19 protein-coding genes and 1 tRNA gene are annotated in these 16347 nt (G+C 49.1%); 16 read left to right on the top strand and 4 right to left on the bottom strand.

Translation table 11 applies throughout. The features are described 5' to 3' along the window. Positions 1-156: 156 nt before the first annotated feature. On the bottom strand, positions 157-1509 hold the full coding sequence (gene dnaA / locus D3P09_RS27150) for a chromosomal replication initiator protein DnaA (RefSeq protein WP_120114556.1): 1353 nt from the start codon (positions 1507-1509) through the stop codon (positions 157-159). Positions 1510-2072: 563 nt separating this feature from the next. Between dnaA and rpmH the strand changes: the two genes are divergently transcribed. From rpmH to D3P09_RS27210, 12 genes are all read left to right on the top strand, one after another. Next, entirely contained in the window at positions 2073-2207 is a 135-nt protein-coding gene (rpmH, locus tag D3P09_RS27155; RefSeq protein ID WP_087572533.1) for a 50S ribosomal protein L34, read from the top strand. Between the two features lie 102 nt (positions 2208-2309). Then, entirely contained in the window at positions 2310-2648 is a 339-nt protein-coding gene (gene rnpA, locus D3P09_RS27160; protein WP_120114557.1) for a ribonuclease P protein component, read from the top strand. Between the two features lie 107 nt (positions 2649-2755). Then, positions 2756-3535 carry a YidC/Oxa1 family membrane protein insertase gene (locus D3P09_RS27165; RefSeq protein ID WP_120114558.1) on the top strand — a complete coding sequence of 260 codons (780 nt, stop codon included), beginning with the start codon at positions 2756-2758 and terminating at the stop codon, positions 3533-3535. Continuing rightward, positions 3532-4152: an RNA-binding cell elongation regulator Jag/EloR gene (jag, locus tag D3P09_RS27170; protein WP_120114559.1), complete on the top strand. Its 621-nt coding sequence runs from the start codon at positions 3532-3534 to the stop codon at positions 4150-4152. The genes D3P09_RS27165 and jag overlap by 4 nt, the downstream gene beginning before the upstream one ends. A 108-nt stretch (positions 4153-4260) precedes the next feature. After that, positions 4261-5640, top strand: a complete 1380-nt coding sequence (mnmE, locus tag D3P09_RS27175) for a tRNA uridine-5-carboxymethylaminomethyl(34) synthesis GTPase MnmE (RefSeq protein WP_120114560.1) — start codon at positions 4261-4263, stop codon at positions 5638-5640. An 11-nt stretch (positions 5641-5651) separates the two neighbouring features. Next, positions 5652-7538 carry a tRNA uridine-5-carboxymethylaminomethyl(34) synthesis enzyme MnmG gene (mnmG, locus tag D3P09_RS27180; RefSeq protein WP_120114561.1) on the top strand — a complete coding sequence of 629 codons (1887 nt, stop codon included), beginning with the start codon at positions 5652-5654 and terminating at the stop codon, positions 7536-7538. A gap of 2 nt (positions 7539-7540) precedes the next feature. After that, positions 7541-8263, top strand: coding sequence for a 16S rRNA (guanine(527)-N(7))-methyltransferase RsmG (rsmG, locus tag D3P09_RS27185; protein ID WP_120114562.1), 723 nt, complete (start codon positions 7541-7543; stop codon positions 8261-8263). Positions 8264-8615: 352 nt separating this feature from the next. Beyond that, positions 8616-9434: a nucleoid occlusion protein gene (noc, locus tag D3P09_RS27190; RefSeq protein ID WP_120114563.1), complete on the top strand. Its 819-nt coding sequence runs from the start codon at positions 8616-8618 to the stop codon at positions 9432-9434. A gap of 104 nt (positions 9435-9538) precedes the next feature. Next, positions 9539-10312 carry a ParA family protein gene (locus D3P09_RS27195; RefSeq protein ID WP_120114564.1) on the top strand — a complete coding sequence of 258 codons (774 nt, stop codon included), beginning with the start codon at positions 9539-9541 and terminating at the stop codon, positions 10310-10312. Further along, positions 10293-11144, top strand: a complete 852-nt coding sequence (locus tag D3P09_RS27200) for a ParB/RepB/Spo0J family partition protein (RefSeq protein WP_120114565.1) — start codon at positions 10293-10295, stop codon at positions 11142-11144. The genes D3P09_RS27195 and D3P09_RS27200 overlap by 20 nt, the downstream gene beginning before the upstream one ends. A gap of 117 nt (positions 11145-11261) precedes the next feature. Further along, a complete protein-coding gene (locus D3P09_RS27205; RefSeq protein WP_120114566.1) occupies positions 11262-12434 on the top strand; it encodes an aminotransferase class V-fold PLP-dependent enzyme in 1173 nt (390 codons plus the stop codon). A gap of 15 nt (positions 12435-12449) precedes the next feature. Then, positions 12450-12932 (top strand): DUF4446 family protein, encoded by a 483-nt coding sequence (locus D3P09_RS27210; RefSeq protein WP_120114567.1) that lies wholly within the window; start codon positions 12450-12452, stop codon positions 12930-12932. 11 nt (positions 12933-12943) lie between these two features. Here the strand turns inward: D3P09_RS27210 and yyaC are convergent, their stop codons facing one another. Next, complete coding sequence (gene yyaC / locus D3P09_RS27215; RefSeq protein ID WP_120114568.1) at positions 12944-13552, bottom strand: spore protease YyaC; 609 nt, start codon at positions 13550-13552, stop codon at positions 12944-12946. A 106-nt stretch (positions 13553-13658) separates the two neighbouring features. Between yyaC and D3P09_RS27220 the strand changes: the two genes are divergently transcribed. The 4 genes from D3P09_RS27220 (at position 13659) to D3P09_RS27235 (ending at position 15195) form a co-directional block, all read left to right on the top strand. After that, the gene (locus tag D3P09_RS27220; protein ID WP_120114569.1) at positions 13659-13898 is read left to right on the top strand and encodes a putative Se/S carrier protein; all 240 of its coding nucleotides are present in this window, start codon (positions 13659-13661) and stop codon (positions 13896-13898) included. A 37-nt stretch (positions 13899-13935) separates the two neighbouring features. Continuing rightward, on the top strand, positions 13936-14790 hold the full coding sequence (locus D3P09_RS27225) for a mechanosensitive ion channel family protein (RefSeq protein ID WP_165867596.1): 855 nt from the start codon (positions 13936-13938) through the stop codon (positions 14788-14790). 2 nt (positions 14791-14792) lie between these two features. After that, the gene (locus tag D3P09_RS27230) at positions 14793-15011 is read left to right on the top strand and encodes a DUF951 domain-containing protein (protein WP_120114570.1); all 219 of its coding nucleotides are present in this window, start codon (positions 14793-14795) and stop codon (positions 15009-15011) included. Between the two features lie 93 nt (positions 15012-15104). Continuing rightward, a tRNA-Ser gene (locus D3P09_RS27235) sits at positions 15105-15195 on the top strand. 704 nt (positions 15196-15899) lie between these two features. On the opposite strand, the gene D3P09_RS28400 is transcribed toward D3P09_RS27235, so the two are convergent. Both D3P09_RS28400 and D3P09_RS28405 read right to left on the bottom strand, forming a co-directional pair. Then, positions 15900-16034, bottom strand: a complete 135-nt coding sequence (locus D3P09_RS28400; protein WP_279387151.1) for a hypothetical protein — start codon at positions 16032-16034, stop codon at positions 15900-15902. Positions 16035-16154: 120 nt separating this feature from the next. After that, complete coding sequence (locus tag D3P09_RS28405) at positions 16155-16289, bottom strand: hypothetical protein (RefSeq protein WP_279387152.1); 135 nt, start codon at positions 16287-16289, stop codon at positions 16155-16157. Positions 16290-16347: the final 58 nt, after the last annotated feature.

A 16347-nucleotide genomic window follows, 5' to 3' on the forward strand; every position in this document is an offset into this window, starting at 1 on the left:
CGTCACCCGTTTCTGCTTATTTTTGATGATATTATTTTAAAGATTTATTAGTAGAAGTAGTAGTAGGGGCCCTGAATATGTGGATAACCCCGATAAAAAGCGATAAATCAAGCCTATCCACATGTGCATAGCGTGTGCATAGGCTTGATTAGTTGTTCACATTTGGTTTTTGATCTTCTCTGTCAGATTCTGAAGGATTTTGAAGAGCTCCTGGTCCACCTTCAGCTGTTGCGTAATTTTCTCGTGGGCGTGAATGACGGTCGTATGATCGCGGCCTCCGAATGCTTCTCCGATCTTAGGCAGCGAGAAGTCTGTCAGTTCCCTGGACAAGTACATGGCGATCTGTCTCGGATAAGCGACAGCTTTCGTCCGTTTGCGCGCCTTGAATTCCTCCAGGCGAAGCCCGTAGAACTCGCCGACCTTGGTCTGAATGTCCTGGATCGTAATCATTCGCGGACGTCCGGAAGGAATAATATCCTTCAGCGCCTCCGCTGCAAGATGCGACGTAATATCGGCGTTGATAAGCGAGGAATAGGCAACTACACGGATGAGAGCGCCTTCCAGCTCGCGGATATTCGTATTGATCTGATTAGCGATATAGTTCATCGCTTCATTCGGTATGTCAAGGTTCTCGGCTTTGGCCTTCTTGCGCAGAATCGCAATTCGAGTCTCCAGATCCGGCGGCTGAATGTCGGTAATCAGTCCCCATTCGAAGCGGGAACGCAGCCGGTCTTCCAGCGTCGGAATTTCCTTCGGCGGACGGTCGCTTGAGATGACGATATGTTTGCGTTCCTCGTGGAGCGCGTTGAAGGTATGGAAAAACTCCTCTTGCGTCTGCTCCTTGCCAGCCAGGAACTGAATATCGTCAATCAGCAGGACGTCAATATTGCGGTACTTGGTTCGGAAGCTCTCGCCGTGATTATCACGGATGGCATTGATAAATTCATTCGTAAATTTCTCGGAAGAGATATAAAGAACCCGTGTATTGGGATTATGGTCCATAATATAATGCCCGATCGCATGCATAAGGTGCGTCTTGCCAAGACCTACGCCTCCATATAGGAAGAGAGGATTGTACACTTTGGCCGGCGCTTCAGCTACAGCCAGCGATGCCGCATGGGCGAATCGATTGTTCGCGCCTACGACAAAGGTGTCGAAGGTGTATTTCGGATTGAGCATATGTGAATGCGTCTCTTCCGCAACAACAATCGGTTTGGGCGGTTTTGGCTGCAGGATAACGCTTTGTTCCGCTGCCTTCGGCTCGCCGATCGAAAATTTCACATCGACTTGCTTGCCCAAAAATTCGTACAGGGTTGATCGAATGAGCTTGGTATAGCGTCCTTCGAGCCATTCTGCGGCAAAAGTTGTTGGCGCCGTTATCTCAAGTATGGAATCATCGACGAATGAAGCTTTGGTTTCCTTGAACCAGGTGTCAAAGCTTGGTTTGCTTAACTTCGTCTGGATGATTGACAATACTTGTTGCCATAAATCGTAGGTATGGCTGTCCACAGACTGTCACTCCTTATCATCAATCGCGCGGGTTGCGCAGGTAAGCGGAAATATGTCGAATAGCCATTGTTATTAACGAAATCATCCACATTATGACGGATTGTAAAAATCGAGTTATAAATAGGGGATAAGTTTGTTCACAATGTTATCCACAGGTTGTTGATAATTTCGAGGGTAAAGCACACTCATCCACAACGAAAACATATCCATCATAGCAAATGACGCCTTATATTTCAACGAATTTGAGGATATTATCCACATCGTCAATAACTTGTGTATAAGAGTTATCTACAACACAAGATATTGTTTATATCATGTTAAGATTTCGACAAAGTTCGTTTTTAAAGGTGTTTTTCTATCCACATGTTATTATTTTCTGCGGAAATGCGCTCCTGTGGACAATTATCCACATGCTGATCATGCACATGATTTGCCAACGGCTGCATAAGGGAGTAGACATTGACTTTTGGGCGTCAGCATGGTTTAATAATAAAAGTGATTTTTCAAACAGGGGCGGCGTATGCCGTTTTCGAATTCACATGTAATATAGGAGGTGCAGCATAATGAGACCTACATTTAAACCGAATGTAAGCAAACGTGCGAAAGTGCATGGCTTCCGTAAACGGATGAGCACGAAGAACGGTCGTAAAGTTTTGGCGGCTCGTCGTCAAAAAGGTAGAAAAGTACTGAGCGCGTAAGCAGAAGACCACGTAAAGGTGGTCTTTTTTTTTGCTTACATTTAGATACGCGTGTAATTGGGGATAATGAGATGATGAGGAAGGGAACGGTGACGGGCAGACATGCGCAGGTCATTGCGTCTTCGCAACCGCGAGGATTTCAACCGTATATATAGAGGCGGCAAGTCGTTCGCTAACTCACAATTCGTCGTCTATTGGTCGAAGCAGCGGATTGCGGATCCGTTCCGGCTTGGGGTATCGGCCAGCAAGAAGATCGGCAATGCCGTGATGCGCAACCGGATGCGCCGCATGGTGAAGGAAATTGTCCGTCATCTGGAAGACCGCGTGCAGCCGCACACGGACCTTATATTAATCGTAAGGAAACCGGCGACCGCGATGTCGATGAAAGAGATGGAGAAGAGCGTCATTCATGTGCTCAAGAAGGCCGGTTTGCTGAAATGATCATCAAGCCGCGGGACAAGCTGCCAGCTTGTTTATTTGTGCTATAAATTATGGTATAGTCTATCTTGGAATAGAACTATGCAGATAGCTCTCAGAGAGGAGATTACATGTTGTTTCGGAATTCTAAGCGAAAATGGCTTCTAGTGCTTGGACTTGTCATGCTGATGGGATTGCTTGCAGGCTGCGTGCCCGCAGACCACACCATGGAGACAGGGGACCTACTTAAGGGTAACTTCTGGGAGAAAAACGTTGTTTATTACTTTGCGATCACGCTTGACTCGTTCGCCGGATGGTTCGGCGGTTCGTATGTGCTTGCGATTCTGTTGCTTACCATTATTGTCCGTACGGCGATCCTGCCGCTGACGATCAAGCAATACCGCAGCTCCAAAGCTATGCAAGCGCTCCAACCGCAGATGGCGGAGATCAAGAAGAAATATAAGGACAACCCGCAGAAGCAGCAAGAAGAGACGATGAAGCTGTTCCAGACGCATCAAGTGAACCCGATGGCAGGCTGCTTGCCGCTGATCGTTCAGATGCCGGTCTTCATCGCGCTGTATAACGCGATTTATTGGAACAAGGACATCCGTATGGATGATATCTTCGGTTTCGTGCTGGGTCAGCCGAGCCCGTGGTACTTCCTGCCGATTCTGGCGGCTGCGACGACATTTATTCAGTCGAAGATGATGCAGAAGACGCAAACTCAGCAAATGCCGGGCATGTCGATCATTTTGACGATCTTCCCTGTGCTGATCTTTGTGATGTCGTTGTCATTCCCTGCGGCGCTTCCGCTGTACTGGGTATTCAGCAACATCTATACCATCGTTCAAAACTATTTCCTGTACGTACGTTCATCAGACAAGGGTAAGAAGGAGGTCCTTGCGAAATGAAGAAAATCGTTGCATCGGGCAAGACGATAGACGATGCTGTGCGTAGTGGATTGACACAATGGCAAGTTACGGAAGATCGCGTGAAGATTGTTGTGCTGGAACAGCCCTCTAAGGGGCTGTTCGGATTGATTGGCGTCAAGGATGCGAAGGTAGAGCTTGAGCTTATACCGGATGCCTTGGAGGAAGCCGAGAAATTTCTACTTGAAGTAGCAAAAACAATGGGACTGTCGATCCGAATCGATCGCAAGGAGACAAAGGACGGCGTGCAGCTGTCTGTCACGGGCGAAGGCGAGCTCGGCATGCTGATCGGACGGCGCGGCGGTACGTTAGACGCTTTGCAGTACTTGATTAATATTGTGGCTAACCGTTATTCGAACAGTCATCTTCGTATCGTTCTCGATGCAGAGGATTTTCGCGAGCGTCGCCGCAAGACATTGGAGGAGCTCTCCGATCGTCTGGCGGGACGCGTCATCCGCACCAGGAAAGAAGTTGTGCTGGAGCCTATGACGCCGCTCGAACGCAAGGTTATTCATTCCCAGCTTCAGAATCACCCGAAGGTGAGGACATTCAGCAAGGGCGACGAACCGAATCGGAGAGTCGTCATTGCGCTGAAGTAGGATGAACTCTTTCTATACTCATACTCGATACGCAGCAATGGCTTCCCAAGGTCATTGCTGTTTTTCCATTCGGAATAGAAGTTTGACCCTGAGAGGTGCTGATTCAACATGATTCAAGACACGATTGCAGCGATTTCTACAGCAGTAGGAGAAGGCGGCATAGCGATTATACGCATTAGCGGACCGCAAGCGATTAGCGGGACGGATACCATTTTCCGGTCGAAAATAAGTCTAAAAGACGCCGATTCGCATACGGTGCATTACGGACATATCATAGATCCTGCCTCCGGCGAGAAGGTGGAGGAAGTATTAGTCACAGTCATGAAGGGACCGCGTTCCTTCACGGCAGAGGATGTTGTCGAGATTAACGCCCATGGCGGCGTTATTGCAGTGAAGAAGGTGCTTGATGTTGTATTGCAGCTGGACGGATACCGGACAGCGGAGCCTGGGGAGTTCACGAAGCGCGCATTCCTGAACGGAAGAATCGATCTGATGCAGGCGGAGGCGGTGATTGACCTCATTCGCTCCAAGTCGGATCGCGCATTCTCCGTGGCCCGCAAACAGGCAGAGGGCGTGCTGTCGAAACGGATTAAGGCGCTGCGGCAGACGGTGATCGAGCTGCTTGCGCATATTGAAGTGAATATTGATTATCCGGAACATGATGTCGAGGCGATGACAAGCGCCTATATCCGGGAGCAGTGCGAACTTGCGATTGCAGAGATAGATAAGCTGCTAAAAACGGCAAACGAAGGCAAAATATTGCGTGAAGGCATTATGACGGCGATTGTCGGACGGCCGAATGTCGGGAAGTCGTCGCTTATGAATGTGCTGACACAGGAGAACAAAGCGATTGTTACCGATATTCCGGGCACAACTCGCGATGTCATTGAGCAGTTTGTGACGCTGAACGGCATTCCGCTGCGCCTGCTGGATACGGCGGGCATTCGCGAGACAAGCGACGTGGTGGAGAAGATCGGGGTGGAGCGTTCCCGTGATGCGCTGCAGGGAGCGGATCTCATTCTGTTCGTCCTGAATTATAACGAGCCGCTAAGCGAGGATGACCGGCAGCTGCTGGAGCAGCTGAAGGACCGGTCTGTCATCTGCATTATTAATAAGATGGATCTTCCAGGCCGGCTGGAGCTTGATGAGGTAGAGCAATATGTATCGCCAGAGTCGATTGTCCGCATGTCTGTGCTGGAGGAGAAGGGGCTCGATATCCTGGAGGCGACAATTAGCGAGATGTTCTTCGAGGGCCAGCTGGAAGCGAATGATCTGACGTATGTCAGCAATGTACGGCATATTGCGCTGCTCAAGCGGGCGAAGCAGTCGCTGGTGGATGCCATTGAAGCTACGCATGTAGGCATACCGATCGATGTGATTCAAATTGATGCTCGCCAGGCTTGGGAATCGCTCGGCGAGATTCTGGGCGATGAAGCGGGCGATTCGTTGATTGACCAAATATTTTCACAGTTCTGTCTTGGAAAGTAGGGTGATTCATAATGGGATATGAAGCAGGAGAATTTGAGGTTATCGTCATTGGCGCCGGCCACGCGGGCTGCGAGGCTGCGCTTGCATCGGCCCGCATGGGCTGCGAGACGCTGCTCTTGACGATTAATCTGGATATGGTGGCGTTCATGCCATGCAATCCTTCTATCGGGGGACCGGCCAAGGGTCATGTTGTAAGAGAGATCGATGCGCTTGGCGGTGAGATGGGCCGTAATATCGACAAGACGTTTATCCAGATGCGTATGCTGAACACAGGCAAAGGGCCTGCAGTTCACGCGCTTCGCGCGCAAGCGGATAAGTTCTCATACCAGCATCTAATGAAGAAGACGATTGAGGAGACGCCAGGGTTGACGTTACGTCAAGGCATGGCTGAAGAGTTGATTGTCGAAGACGGCAAGTGCGTGGGGATCGTGACGAAGACAGGTGCGATCTATCGCGCCAAGGCGATTGTCGTGACGACTGGCACATATTTGCGCGGCAAAATCATTATGGGCGAGCTGATGTACGAGAGCGGACCAAACAACCAGCAGCCATCGCTGGCCCTGTCGGCCAGCTTGAAGGAGCATGGCCTGGAGCTGATTCGTTTCAAGACAGGCACGCCTCCGCGGGTGCATAAGGATACGATCGACTTCTCCAAGACGGAGATTCAACCCGGCGATGAGAAGCCGAAGTTCTTCTCTTATGAGACGGAGTCTTCCGATAATGAGCAGCTGCCTTGCTGGCTGACCTATACGTCGGAGAAGACGCATCAGATCATTAACGATAACCTGCATCGCGCTCCGATGTTCACAGGCGCTATCGAAGGCACAGGGCCGCGTTATTGCCCGTCCATTGAGGATAAGATTGTCCGCTTCGCCGATAAGCCGAAGCATCAGATCTTCCTGGAGCCGGAAGGGAAGCATACGTCGGAATATTACGTCCAAGGGTTATCCACAAGTATGCCGGAGGATGTCCAGCTTCAAATTTTACGATCAATCCCAGGATTGGAAAAAGTTGAGATGATGCGAAATGGCTATGCCATTGAGTATGATGCGGTTATCCCCACTCAGCTATGGCCGTCGCTGGAGACCAAGAAGATCGACAGCCTATTCACAGCTGGACAAATCAACGGTACATCGGGTTATGAAGAGGCGGCTGGACAAGGCGTTATGGCTGGAATTAATGCAGCCCGCAAAGTGCAAGGGAAAGAACCGGTTATTATCGGCCGCTCCCAAGGCTATATCGGCGTTATGATTGATGATCTGGTGACGAAAGGAACCAATGATCCTTACCGTTTGCTTACTTCGCGTGCGGAATATCGTCTGCTGCTTCGCCATGACAATGCCGATCTGCGTCTGACCCCGCTTGGCTATGAGATCGGATTGATTAAGGAAGAGCGCTACAACCAGTTCTTGCGCAAGAAGGAATTGGTGGAGCAAGAGGTGGAGCGTCTGAGCCAAACACGGATTAAGCCCGATGATGTGGCTGATATGCTGGAGTCGGCTGGATCTGCACCGCTTACGCAGGGCGGAGATATTCTGTCGCTGCTGAGAAGACCAGAGGTGACTTATGACCATCTGGCAAGCGTGTCCCCTTCGCCTTATGATTTGACGGATGAAATGAAGGAGCAAGTCGAAATTCAAATTAAATACGCCGGATATATCGAAAAACAGCTGCATCAAGTCGAACGCTTGAACAAAATGGAGAAAAAGCGGATTCCGGATGACATCGATTATAATGATGTGAATGGGCTGGCTAATGAGGCAAAGCAAAAGCTAATGGTTATTCGCCCATTGTCGATCGGTCAGGCTTCGCGGATTGCAGGCGTTACGCCTGCCGATATCTCCATCTTGCTCATCTACTTGGAGCATTATAATCGCGTCACGGCGGCTAGAGGATAAGCATGGATAAAACAACAGAGTGGTTCACCCGATTGCTGAAGGAGAGAGGAATTTCTCTCTCCGAGCTGCAGCTTCAGCAATTCGAGCAATATTACACGATGCTGGTTGATTGGAATGAACGAATGAATTTGACCGGCATTACAGAAAGAGATGCTGTCTATGAGAAGCATTTCTATGATTCCATCTCACTAGCTTTCTATACAGATATGAATAAGGCGCAGCGGTTGGCTGATATCGGTTCGGGAGCGGGATTTCCAAGCATTCCTCTTAAAATCTGTTTCCCTCATCTGAATGTATTAATAGTAGATTCACTAAATAAGCGAATCGGCTTTTTGAAGGCATTAAGCGAGGAGCTAGGTTTAAGGGATGTTCATCCTCTGCATGGACGTGCCGAGGATGTGGCTAGACTTGGAGAACATCGGGATCAATATGATTTGGTAACAGCCAGGGCAGTTGCGCGGCTTAATGTGCTGAATGAGTTTTGTTTGCCTTTCGTGATAAAAGGCGGTCTCTTTGCAGCAATGAAGGGTGCTCAGCCGGATGATGAGGTGAAAGAGGCTTCCTTCAGCTTGAAGGAGCTCAGAGGGAAGCTTGTGTCGCAGCATGCTTTTACCTTGCCTCATGAACAATCGGAACGGCATATCGTATTGGTGCAGAAGACGGATAATACGCCTAAGAAGTATCCGCGAAAAGCAGGAACACCTTTAAAGCAGCCTCTTGTATAGCTTGGAATTGTTTCACGTGGAACATTCGGAAGTGAATATGGAACGACTGCCGCGCTTCCAACGTATAAAAAGAGTCATATTCTTGAGAGATGTGACGAAATATTAGAATTTATAGGTGATTGCAATGGAATTTCTGCAATCATTTCTTTTGTCAAGCAGGAGATCAATCGAAGCTAGTCGAATTTATCGTATATCGAAAGTTTCGTTCAAGTAGAATAGGAAGTTTCTCCTCGAAAGTAGTCTAAGCTTGTAAAGATAGAAGATGCGTACAGATGGGATGAATTGTAGTTATTCATGCTTCTAACGTGATAAAGCTTAGGATTTATTACAGGATCGGGTGGTAGTCATCGATATGAAAGAACAACTTTCACGTTTGTTCGGTTTGTCTGAACAGCGTACGGGGCAAGATGAAGTGCGTCAAATACCGATTGGAGATATCGATACGAGTCCATTCCAGCCTCGTACGGTATTCGATGAAGAGCGGATCGACGAATTGTGCCAGACGATTAAGACGCATGGCGTAATTCAGCCGATTGTCGTTCGGGTTCGCAATAATCGTTATGAGATCATTGCAGGCGAGAGACGTTGGCGCGCAGTGACGAAGCTGGGTTTCGATACGATTCCGGCTATTATTCGCGAGTTCAACGATTCCCAGACAGCTTCTATTGCGCTGATCGAAAATTTGCAGCGTGAAGGGTTGACGGCTATTGAGGAAGCGGTTGCTTACCAGAAGCTGATCGAGCTTCATCAATTGACCCAAGAAAGCCTGGCTCAACGATTAGGGAAGAGCCAATCGACCATCGCGAATAAGCTTCGGCTGCTTGCGCTGCCGGAGACGATCAAACTTGCTTTGATGGAAAGAAAAATAACGGAACGGCATGCAAGAGCGCTGTTGTCGTTAGATACGGAAGAGCTTCAGATTAAGGTACTGGAAGAAATTCTGGCGAAGGATCTGAATGTGAAGCAGACCGAGGTTCGTATCGCCTTCTTGAAGGAATCTGCTAAAGCGAAGAAAGCTAAACGGATTTCGTTCACGAAAGACGTTCGGTTGGCTTTAAATACGATCAGACAATCGATCGAGATGGTGTCAGGCTCTGGCTTGCAAATCAAAACCAATGAAAAGGATCATGACGATCATTACGAGATTGTGATTCAAATTCCGAAAAGATAAACGATTTTCCATATTTTTATGTCATTAAGACAACAATTTGCCGCCTTCGTATGAGGGCGGCGATGCCATTTGTACAAAAGTTTCACTCATGAGGTGAGTTAGAAGTGTCGAAAATTATTGCAATTGCAAATCAGAAGGGCGGTGTCGGTAAGACGACAACGTCTGTGAACTTGGCAGCCTGCCTTGCTTCGTTGGGCAAGAAAGTGCTGCTCGTGGATATAGATCCACAGGGCAATACAACGAGCGGACTTGGCATCAATAAAGCGGATGTGCCGAATTGTATCTATGACGTGCTTATTAATGATGTACATCCGAAAGATGCAATGGTTGAAACCAGCGTGCCGGGACTCACCGTTATACCCGCAACCATCCAGCTAGCTGGTGCAGAAATCGAATTAGTTCCGACGATCTCTAGAGAACTGAGATTGAAGAAGTCGCTTCATATGGTCAAAAGTGATTTTGACTACATTCTAATTGATTGTCCTCCTTCCTTAGGTATTCTGACGATTAACTCGCTTACTGCTGCAGATTCCGTGTTGATTCCAATTCAATGTGAATATTATGCGCTTGAGGGCTTAAGCCAGCTATTGAATACAGTGCGGCTTGTTCAAAAGCATTTGAATACAACATTGCAAATTGAAGGCGTGCTTCTGACTATGCTGGATGCCAGAACAAATCTGGGTATTCAAGTCATTGAAGAGGTGAAGAAGTACTTCCAGCAGAAGGTATACCAGACGATTATCCCTCGCAATGTGCGTTTGAGCGAGGCTCCGTCTCATGGACAAGCTATCATCACATACGATCCGAGATCAAAAGGTGCAGAAGTTTATCTTGAACTTGCGAAGGAAGTGATCATGTATGAGCAAGCGGCTAGGTAGAGGACTTGATGCATTAATCCCATCGCTATCTGTGAATGATGATGATAAAGTCATTGAAGTGCCGATCGGTCAGCTGCGCGCGAATCCGTATCAACCGCGCAAAACCTTTGACGAGGATTCCATTAAGGAATTGGCTGAATCGATCAAGCAGCATGGCGTGATCCAACCAATCATTGTACGGACGGTTCTGAAGGGCTACGAGATTATTGCAGGGGAGCGGAGGTTCCGGGCATCGCAATATTGCGGCAATACGACCATTCCTGCAGTAGTTCGTACGTTCTCAGACCAGCAGGTCATGGAAATTGCGCTGATCGAGAACCTTCAGCGTGAAGATCTGAATGCGCTTGAGATTGCAGTAGCGTACCAAGCTTTGATGGATAAGTTCAATCTGACTCAAGAAGAGCTGAGTCTCAAGGTAGGCAAATCCCGTTCCCACATTGCGAACTTCGTCCGCCTTCTATCGCTCCCAGCAGAAATCAAAGATTATGTTTCACGTGGAACAATTTCAATGGGACATGCAAGAGCGCTGGCTGGCATTAAGGAGCAATCCGTCCAAAAAGAAATGGCCGAGTTGACTGTAAGCTCTGAATGGAGCGTTCGCGACCTGGAGGATGCGATTCAAAAGCTGGACTCCAAGCAAACGCCTCAGCAAAAGACGCAAAAGCAAAAGAAAAGAGATCCGTACATTGAATCTCTCGAAGAAAATCTTCGTGAGCAATTCAAGACAACGGTGAAGATTAAGCAGCAAAAGGATAAAGGCAAGATTGAAATTCAATACTACAACAAGCAGGATTTGGAGAGATTGCTTGAACTTCTCCAGCGCATGGCCTAATTGAATAATCATTCGTCAGAATGAGCGGAACAATGGCATATCCAAGTTGTAATCTTTCCATTGAAGGATTAAACTAAGATATGCCATTGTTGTTTCAATGGGGAAAGGAGCGTTCGGATGAACCGAGAAGGACAACCATTCATCTATCTGGACCATGCTGCTACATCTTGGCCGAAGCCGCCAGAAGTGACGGAAGCGATTGTGCAGGCGACGCTCCATGATGCGGCGAATCCCGGCAGGGGCAGTCATGCGATGGCTGTGCGGGCGAGCCGAATATTATTTGAGACACGCAAGCAATTAGCCAAGCTGTTCCGTATTAAAAATCCGAATGATATCGCATTTGCTTCCAATACGACGATGGCGCTTAATATGGCGATTAAAGGCTGGTTGAAGCCAGGCGATCATGTCATAGCAACAACGGTCGAGCACAATTCAGTAAGAAGGCCGCTGTATTACTTGGAGCAAACGATCGGAATAGAAGTTAGTTACATTGAGTCGGACTTGACGGGTAAACTAAAGGTGGATGATGTGAGGGCTGCCATTAGACCCCATACAACGTTAATAATAATGAACCATAGCTCGAATCTGCTCGGAACGATTATGCCGGTAGCGGAGGTAGGTGAACTAGCGCGTAAGCATGGTATCAAACTGCTAGTCGATGCGGCACAAAGCGCAGGCATATTGCCGATCGACGTTGAGGCGATGGGGATCGATATGCTGGCGTTCCCAGGGCATAAAGGATTACTGGGGCCACAGGGCACCGGCGGGCTGTATATTTCTCCGGATATGGAGCTTGAACCGCTCTTGCATGGAGGGACAGGCAGCCAATCGGAAGCTCTGCATCAGCCTCATGTGCGCCCAGACCGCTATGAAGCAGGCACACAGAACACGCCAGGGCTGGCGGGGCTCCAGATGGGCGTGAGACACGTTCTGAAGGAAACTGCGGCATCAATCCATGCCAAGGAATGGGCGTTGTCACAGCGGCTTCTGGAGGGCCTCAAAAGCCTTAAACCAGTGCAGACGCTAGGGCCAGGGATCGGAGAAGAACGGACAGGCATAGTAGCGTTTAATGTGGAAGGAATTGACCCATCGGAGCTTTCCTTTATATTAGACCAGCACTATAACATTGCTGTGAGAGCAGGCTTCCATTGTACGCCAATGGCACATGCGACAGCAGGCACATCCGCTACAGGTGCGGTGCGAGCAAGTGTAGGGATCTATACAACAACGGACGAAGTAGACGCATTCTTGGATGCAATTAAGGAAATTACAGAGCAATACGGGATATAGGGGATGGGATGAATCATGGACGAGTGGTATTTGGATCCGATATTTATCATAACGGTGGTATTGGCATTATTCGTATTGTTATTGTTCATTCGGGTACTGGCGCTGGGCTCGAAGCTGAAGAAGCTTCGCAAGCAGTATCTGGCTGTGATGGGGGATACGGGCATTACGAATATTGAAGAGGTTGTTGTTGATTTGAAGATTCAGCTGGATGAACAGCGTGAGATGATTGATCGCATGCAGGGCGAGCTGAAAAGCGTTCAAACTACACTGCCTCAAATGAAGACCAAGCTGGGCATACACCGGTACAATGCATTTTCCGATGGAGGCAGCGATTTGAGCTTTTCCATTGCGATTGTGAATGAAGAGAAGGATGGAGCGGTATTCTCCGGACTGCATAGCCGCGAGAGCACTTATGTGTATGCGAAGCCGGTGGAGAAGGGCGAATCCCCTTATCCGCTTACGCCGGAAGAGCGCAAGGCAATGCAGGAAGCCAAATAATTCACTGTGGTCTAAGTCAGATCTGCAGCTGCAGTCTGGTCGCGGACGGCAGAAGAAATATGCATATGATTGGCAATGGCCGTGAACAGGCTTGTTGCGATCACATCGGACATTCTCATGACCAGATGAAGCCTTGTATTCTGCAGGACGAAATATTCCATGAAGCCGCCTACGTTCACAATGCCGGTCACATGGATATCACCGACAGGAGGCAGGTCTTTGTTCACGCCGGCGCCTGGACGAACAGGACCTTCACCAACCTGGATGCAGCCTACGCTAGCAACCTGGCCAAGGCAAGCGTCGATGCCAATGATGAACGGCTTGTCGAACTTGCGGTTGATGTCCATAAGCGTCTCTTCCAGATTCATCGCGTGAACGGGTTCCTCCAGCGTGCCGTAAAGATGGAAGTTCGAGCTGCGGTACTTCATCAGAGAGGTGCCGATGAGCGGTCCGAGCGCATCGCCGGTAGAACGGTCCGTGCCGATGCAGACAATGACAATCGGTCGATTCGAAGGGAGACCTTCCAGGAAACCGGAAAGACGATTCACCAGCATGCCAATGATATTGACAGTCGTGTAGGGCACCTTGAACGGGGCATCCTTCATAAATGGTAGTTTCATAGAATCCCTCCCATAACGCTTATATGATACTAGTATATGGATGGGACAACCATTTTATACGTCGTATGGCGAGGGAAATCAGGAATAAGAAGGGAAGGGAGTCCGTATGCTGATTGCATTTGATTCCACGCAGCAAGCGCTTCGCGCAGAGATGCTGCTTGAATATGCGGAAGTCGAGATCGATATCTGTCCGACGCCGAAGGAGATAACAGCGGGCTGCGCGTTATCTATCCACTTCCCTGAAGAAGATTTGACCAGAGTGAAAGAGGTTATTGACCAGGAACGGGTTGAGATAAGAGGCATCTTCAAACCGATTGAAGCAGGATATGAACAGCTAGAGCTATAGCAGGGCGTCCATGTTGGATGTATGGAGATGATGAACGATGAATAACTGGTATCATGGGTTGCTGAATACGCTGACCAATCAAGATACGTGGGAAAATCTCGGAGTAACTGCGATTCGGATAGCGCTAATTATTATTATCAGCAAGCTCATTATATGGCTTGTACATAAGTCGCTGGACCGGATTGTGTTGGAACGCGCAAGCAAGCATTCGCCGAGTCAGGCGCGGCGTATGACGACGGTAGGCAAGCTTGTCAAAAACGTTACTACGTATATTATGTATTTTATCGGTATGCTGCTGATGCTGTCAGAGGTAGGCATTAACTTAGGGCCGCTGCTGGCTGGCGCAGGAGTCGTCGGTATCGCCATCGGCTTTGGTGCGCAAAGCCTGGTGAAAGACATCTTGACGGGGTTCTTTATTATATTGGAGGACCAATTCGCAGTTGGCGACGTCATTCAGACCGGCACTTTTAAAGGAACGGTAGAGGTTATCGGTCTGCGGACGACGAAGATCTTAAGCTGGACGGGCGAAGTGCATATGATTCCCAATGGCATGATCAATGAGGTCACAAACTTCTCCGTCAACAATACTTTAGCAGTTGTAGATGTACTCGTTGCGTATGAAGCGCAAGTGGATAAAGCGATGAGCATTATATCTGAGACGATGAGCCGGCTGGAGCATGAGAATCTGGTGAAGCAGCCTGAGGTGCTTGGCGTGCAGCTGATGTCGGCTACCTCGGTCACCATTCGGGTGACTGGCGAATGCAAGCCGAACACTCATCATATGGTGGCTAGAGCCATGAATAAGGCCATTAAGGATGCGCTGGATCGCAACGGCATTGAAGTGCCGTATCCGCGTATGGTAACGTATCAGAGATCGTTGGAGGAGGGGTAAGGATGGAACGGAAGCATTTTGAGCTGGGGGATATTGTTCAGATGAAGAAGCAGCATCCTTGCGGCACGAATGAGATGGAGATTATCCGCATGGGCATGGATATCCGAATCAAGTGCGTAGGGTGCAAGCACAGCGTCCTCATTCCGCGTGTTAAGTTCGAGAAGAACATGAAGAAGGTGCTTCGTTCCAAGGCCAGTGAAGAGGCGCAAAACGAGCAATAGCGGGCACTCATGTTCCACGTGAAAATTTTGATCAAGTGCCCCAAAAGGTGCTTGCGGAGAGACAAGTTGTGTGATATATTATTTATTACATGCGGAGAGGTACCCAAGAGGCCCAAGGGGGCTGACTCGAAATCAGCTAGGCGTGTCAAAGCGTGCGTGGGTTCGAATCCCACCTTCTCCGCCATAACAATTCAAGCGAACAGCGATCTCATAGGAGATCGCTTTTTTTGTTGTTCTTTTTTTGCGAAACAGGCGTTAAAGGGCCTCATCTATGTTCAGTAAGATGAGTTTAGTGTAACCAACTAGCTCAGAGCTGCAGCTTTAGCTGTTGAGGATGACAGGTGTTAATACAAGCTCTGACAGGGTGATACAGCAATAGCTCCGCTTTACGCTTCTTGTATATGGGGATGAATGAAAGGGAAGGGAGAGCGCAGGTAGGAACCTCAAAATGTTGAGGAACAGGGAGGAGGAGTGATCACGTTTCATAAAATCGCAAGTGTCTGCTTCCTCTTTTATGAACTCATTATATGTGCCTTCAGCTTGCTTCATCGACATTAATACTGTGTCTGCTCGGTATGATTTCCAGACTGGAAGTGTTGTACCACATACTCAGGGGCAGTGTTATTGATCAGGCTTTAATCCACATGTGGATGAATGTTTTTTGCCCTCGTATTGCCCTCCTGCAGTCCGGACCCTCTTCCTTAGCATTAGGGCGGCTAGAATAAGCTGCAATAAGGCTATTCCTGCATTTTATGAACTTCAGCCGCTTTGCGGCATGTGCTCGCTGCTTGCAGTACACCGCTGCGCGACCAGCACGCTCTAAGCCGAGTTTTGTAGCTTGCAGATCCCCGCTGCGCGACCAGCACGCACTAAGCCGAGTTTCTCGGCCTACAGCCTTCGTATCGCAGCCAGCGCACACTCTAAGCCGAGTTTCTCGGCCTCCAGCCTTCGCAGCGCAGCCAGCGCACGCACTAAGCCGAGTTTCTCGGCCTCCAGCCTTCGCAGCGCAGCCAGCGCACGCACTAAGCCGAGTTTCTCGGCCTACAGCCTTCGTATCGCAGCCAGCGCACGTACTAAGCCGAGTTTCTGGGCCTCCAGCCTTCGCAGCGCAGCCAGCGCACACTCTAAGCCGAGTTTCTCGGCCTACAGCCTTCGTATCGCAGCCAGCGCACGCACTAAGCCGAGTTTCTCGGCCTCCAGCCTTCGCAGCGCAGCCAGCGCACACTCTAAGCCGAGTTTCTCGGCCTCCAGCCTTCGCAGCGCAGCCAGCGCACGCACTAAGCCGAGTTTCTCGGCCTACAGCCTTCGTATCGCAGCCAGCGCACACTCTAAGCCG

This window comes from Paenibacillus pinisoli (genome assembly GCF_003605435.1).
In the GTDB taxonomy this organism is placed as follows: Bacteria; Bacillota; Bacilli; order Paenibacillales; family Paenibacillaceae; genus Pristimantibacillus; species Pristimantibacillus pinisoli.

Coding starts and splice junctions, on each gene's coding strand:
- rpmH (WP_087572533.1), top strand. CDS start 2,073: ATGAGACCTACATTTAAACCGAATGTAAGCAAACGTGCGAAAGTGCAT.
- rnpA (WP_120114557.1), top strand. CDS start 2,310: ATGCGCAGGTCATTGCGTCTTCGCAACCGCGAGGATTTCAACCGTATA.
- D3P09_RS27165 (WP_120114558.1), top strand. CDS start 2,756: ATGTTGTTTCGGAATTCTAAGCGAAAATGGCTTCTAGTGCTTGGACTT.
- jag (WP_120114559.1), top strand. CDS start 3,532: ATGAAGAAAATCGTTGCATCGGGCAAGACGATAGACGATGCTGTGCGT.
- mnmE (WP_120114560.1), top strand. CDS start 4,261: ATGATTCAAGACACGATTGCAGCGATTTCTACAGCAGTAGGAGAAGGC.
- mnmG (WP_120114561.1), top strand. CDS start 5,652: ATGGGATATGAAGCAGGAGAATTTGAGGTTATCGTCATTGGCGCCGGC.
- rsmG (WP_120114562.1), top strand. CDS start 7,541: ATGGATAAAACAACAGAGTGGTTCACCCGATTGCTGAAGGAGAGAGGA.
- noc (WP_120114563.1), top strand. CDS start 8,616: ATGAAAGAACAACTTTCACGTTTGTTCGGTTTGTCTGAACAGCGTACG.
- D3P09_RS27200 (WP_120114565.1), top strand. CDS start 10,293: ATGAGCAAGCGGCTAGGTAGAGGACTTGATGCATTAATCCCATCGCTA.
- D3P09_RS27205 (WP_120114566.1), top strand. CDS start 11,262: ATGAACCGAGAAGGACAACCATTCATCTATCTGGACCATGCTGCTACA.
- D3P09_RS27210 (WP_120114567.1), top strand. CDS start 12,450: ATGGACGAGTGGTATTTGGATCCGATATTTATCATAACGGTGGTATTG.
- yyaC (WP_120114568.1), bottom strand. CDS start 13,552: ATGAAACTACCATTTATGAAGGATGCCCCGTTCAAGGTGCCCTACACG.
- D3P09_RS27220 (WP_120114569.1), top strand. CDS start 13,659: ATGCTGATTGCATTTGATTCCACGCAGCAAGCGCTTCGCGCAGAGATG.
- D3P09_RS27225 (WP_165867596.1), top strand. CDS start 13,936: ATGAATAACTGGTATCATGGGTTGCTGAATACGCTGACCAATCAAGAT.
- D3P09_RS27230 (WP_120114570.1), top strand. CDS start 14,793: ATGGAACGGAAGCATTTTGAGCTGGGGGATATTGTTCAGATGAAGAAG.